Origin of the sequence: Mesorhizobium sp. M4B.F.Ca.ET.089.01.1.1 (assembly GCF_004022605.1) — a bacterium.
Lineage (GTDB): Bacteria > Pseudomonadota > Alphaproteobacteria > Rhizobiales > Rhizobiaceae > Mesorhizobium > Mesorhizobium abyssinicae.
This window is the reverse complement of record NZ_RZOS01001603.1, coordinates 1-383: the sequence shown is the minus strand read 5'-3', so window position 1 is coordinate 383 and position 383 is coordinate 1. Positions and strand designations below refer to the sequence as shown.

Annotated in this window: 1 protein-coding gene; it reads right to left on the bottom strand. The window is 58.5% G+C overall.

From position 1 onward, the window contains the following. Nucleotides 1-353 (bottom strand): acyltransferase family protein (locus tag EN780_RS38450; RefSeq protein WP_133373058.1); only part of this gene is annotated, 353 nt, incomplete at its 3' end. Nucleotides 354-383 lie beyond the last annotated feature (30 nt).

The window sequence follows — 383 nt, the reverse complement described above, 5'->3', positions numbered from 1 at the left end:
CGATACGGCTGTTCAACGAAGTGAAACATCATGACTGCCAAGGCGAGAGACAGGAACCCGACGAGAACAGCCTCTTTCGGCAGCAGCGGCCGCAGAAGGCCATACTCACAGAATACGATCAGGGGCCAGTGCACTAGGTAAAGTGAATAGCTGATGCGCCCGACATAGGCTGCGGGGCCATTGCGTAAAACAAGCGCCACATGTCGTGAGCGATCCGCGTAAAGCACCATCGCGGCTCCGACTGTAGGCACGAGCACATTGAGGGCGGGTGCGTGCGCCGTGTCGTCCAGAAAGAAGACGGCGCTGCCTATGAGCACCAATCCAAGCAAGGCGAGGAGTTCGTGGGTAGCCAAGGCTCGCGGGTGTGGAAGCCAGACCAATAC